Source organism: Streptomyces diversicolor (assembly GCF_057537855.1).
In genome coordinates, this window is sequence record NZ_BAAJXA010000162.1 from 1 (window position 1) to 527 (window position 527).

The window sequence follows — 527 nt, forward strand, 5'->3', positions numbered from 1 at the left end:
GCCTGGGGCATCTACAGCGGCTACGAACTGTGCGAGAACACCCCCCTGCGCGAAGGCAGCGAGGAATACCTCGACTCCGAGAAATACCAGCTCACCCCCCGCGACTGGGACACCGCCGCACGCGAGCACCGCACCATCGCCCCCCTCATCACCCGCCTCAACACCATCCGCAGACGCCATGTCGCGCTGCGCCGCCTGCGCAATCTGCGCTTCCACGCGACGGACAACGACGCCGTCCTCGCGTACAGCAAGCGCACCGGAGACGACACGGTCGTGGTGGTCGTGAACCTCGACCCGCGCCACACCCAGGAGGCCACGGTCTCGTTGGACATGCCGCAACTCGGCCTGGACCGGGACGAGTCGGTGCCGGTGCACGACGAACTGACGGGTGAGACCTACCACTGGGGCAGGACCAACTATGTGCGTCTCACACCCGGCCGGGCGCCGGCGCACGTGCTCCATGTCCGGCGATCCATACCCCAGATCGGAGGGTCTTGAGCCTCATGACCGTGAACGAGCCCGTGCAC

Annotated in this window: 1 protein-coding gene; it reads left to right on the plus strand. The window is 67.2% G+C overall.

The annotated features are described in order from the left end of the window. Positions 1-498: alpha-glucosidase C-terminal domain-containing protein (locus AC27LF_RS45635; RefSeq protein ID WP_479665247.1), on the plus strand; the 498-nt coding region annotated here is incomplete at its 5' end. Positions 499-527 lie beyond the last annotated feature (29 nt).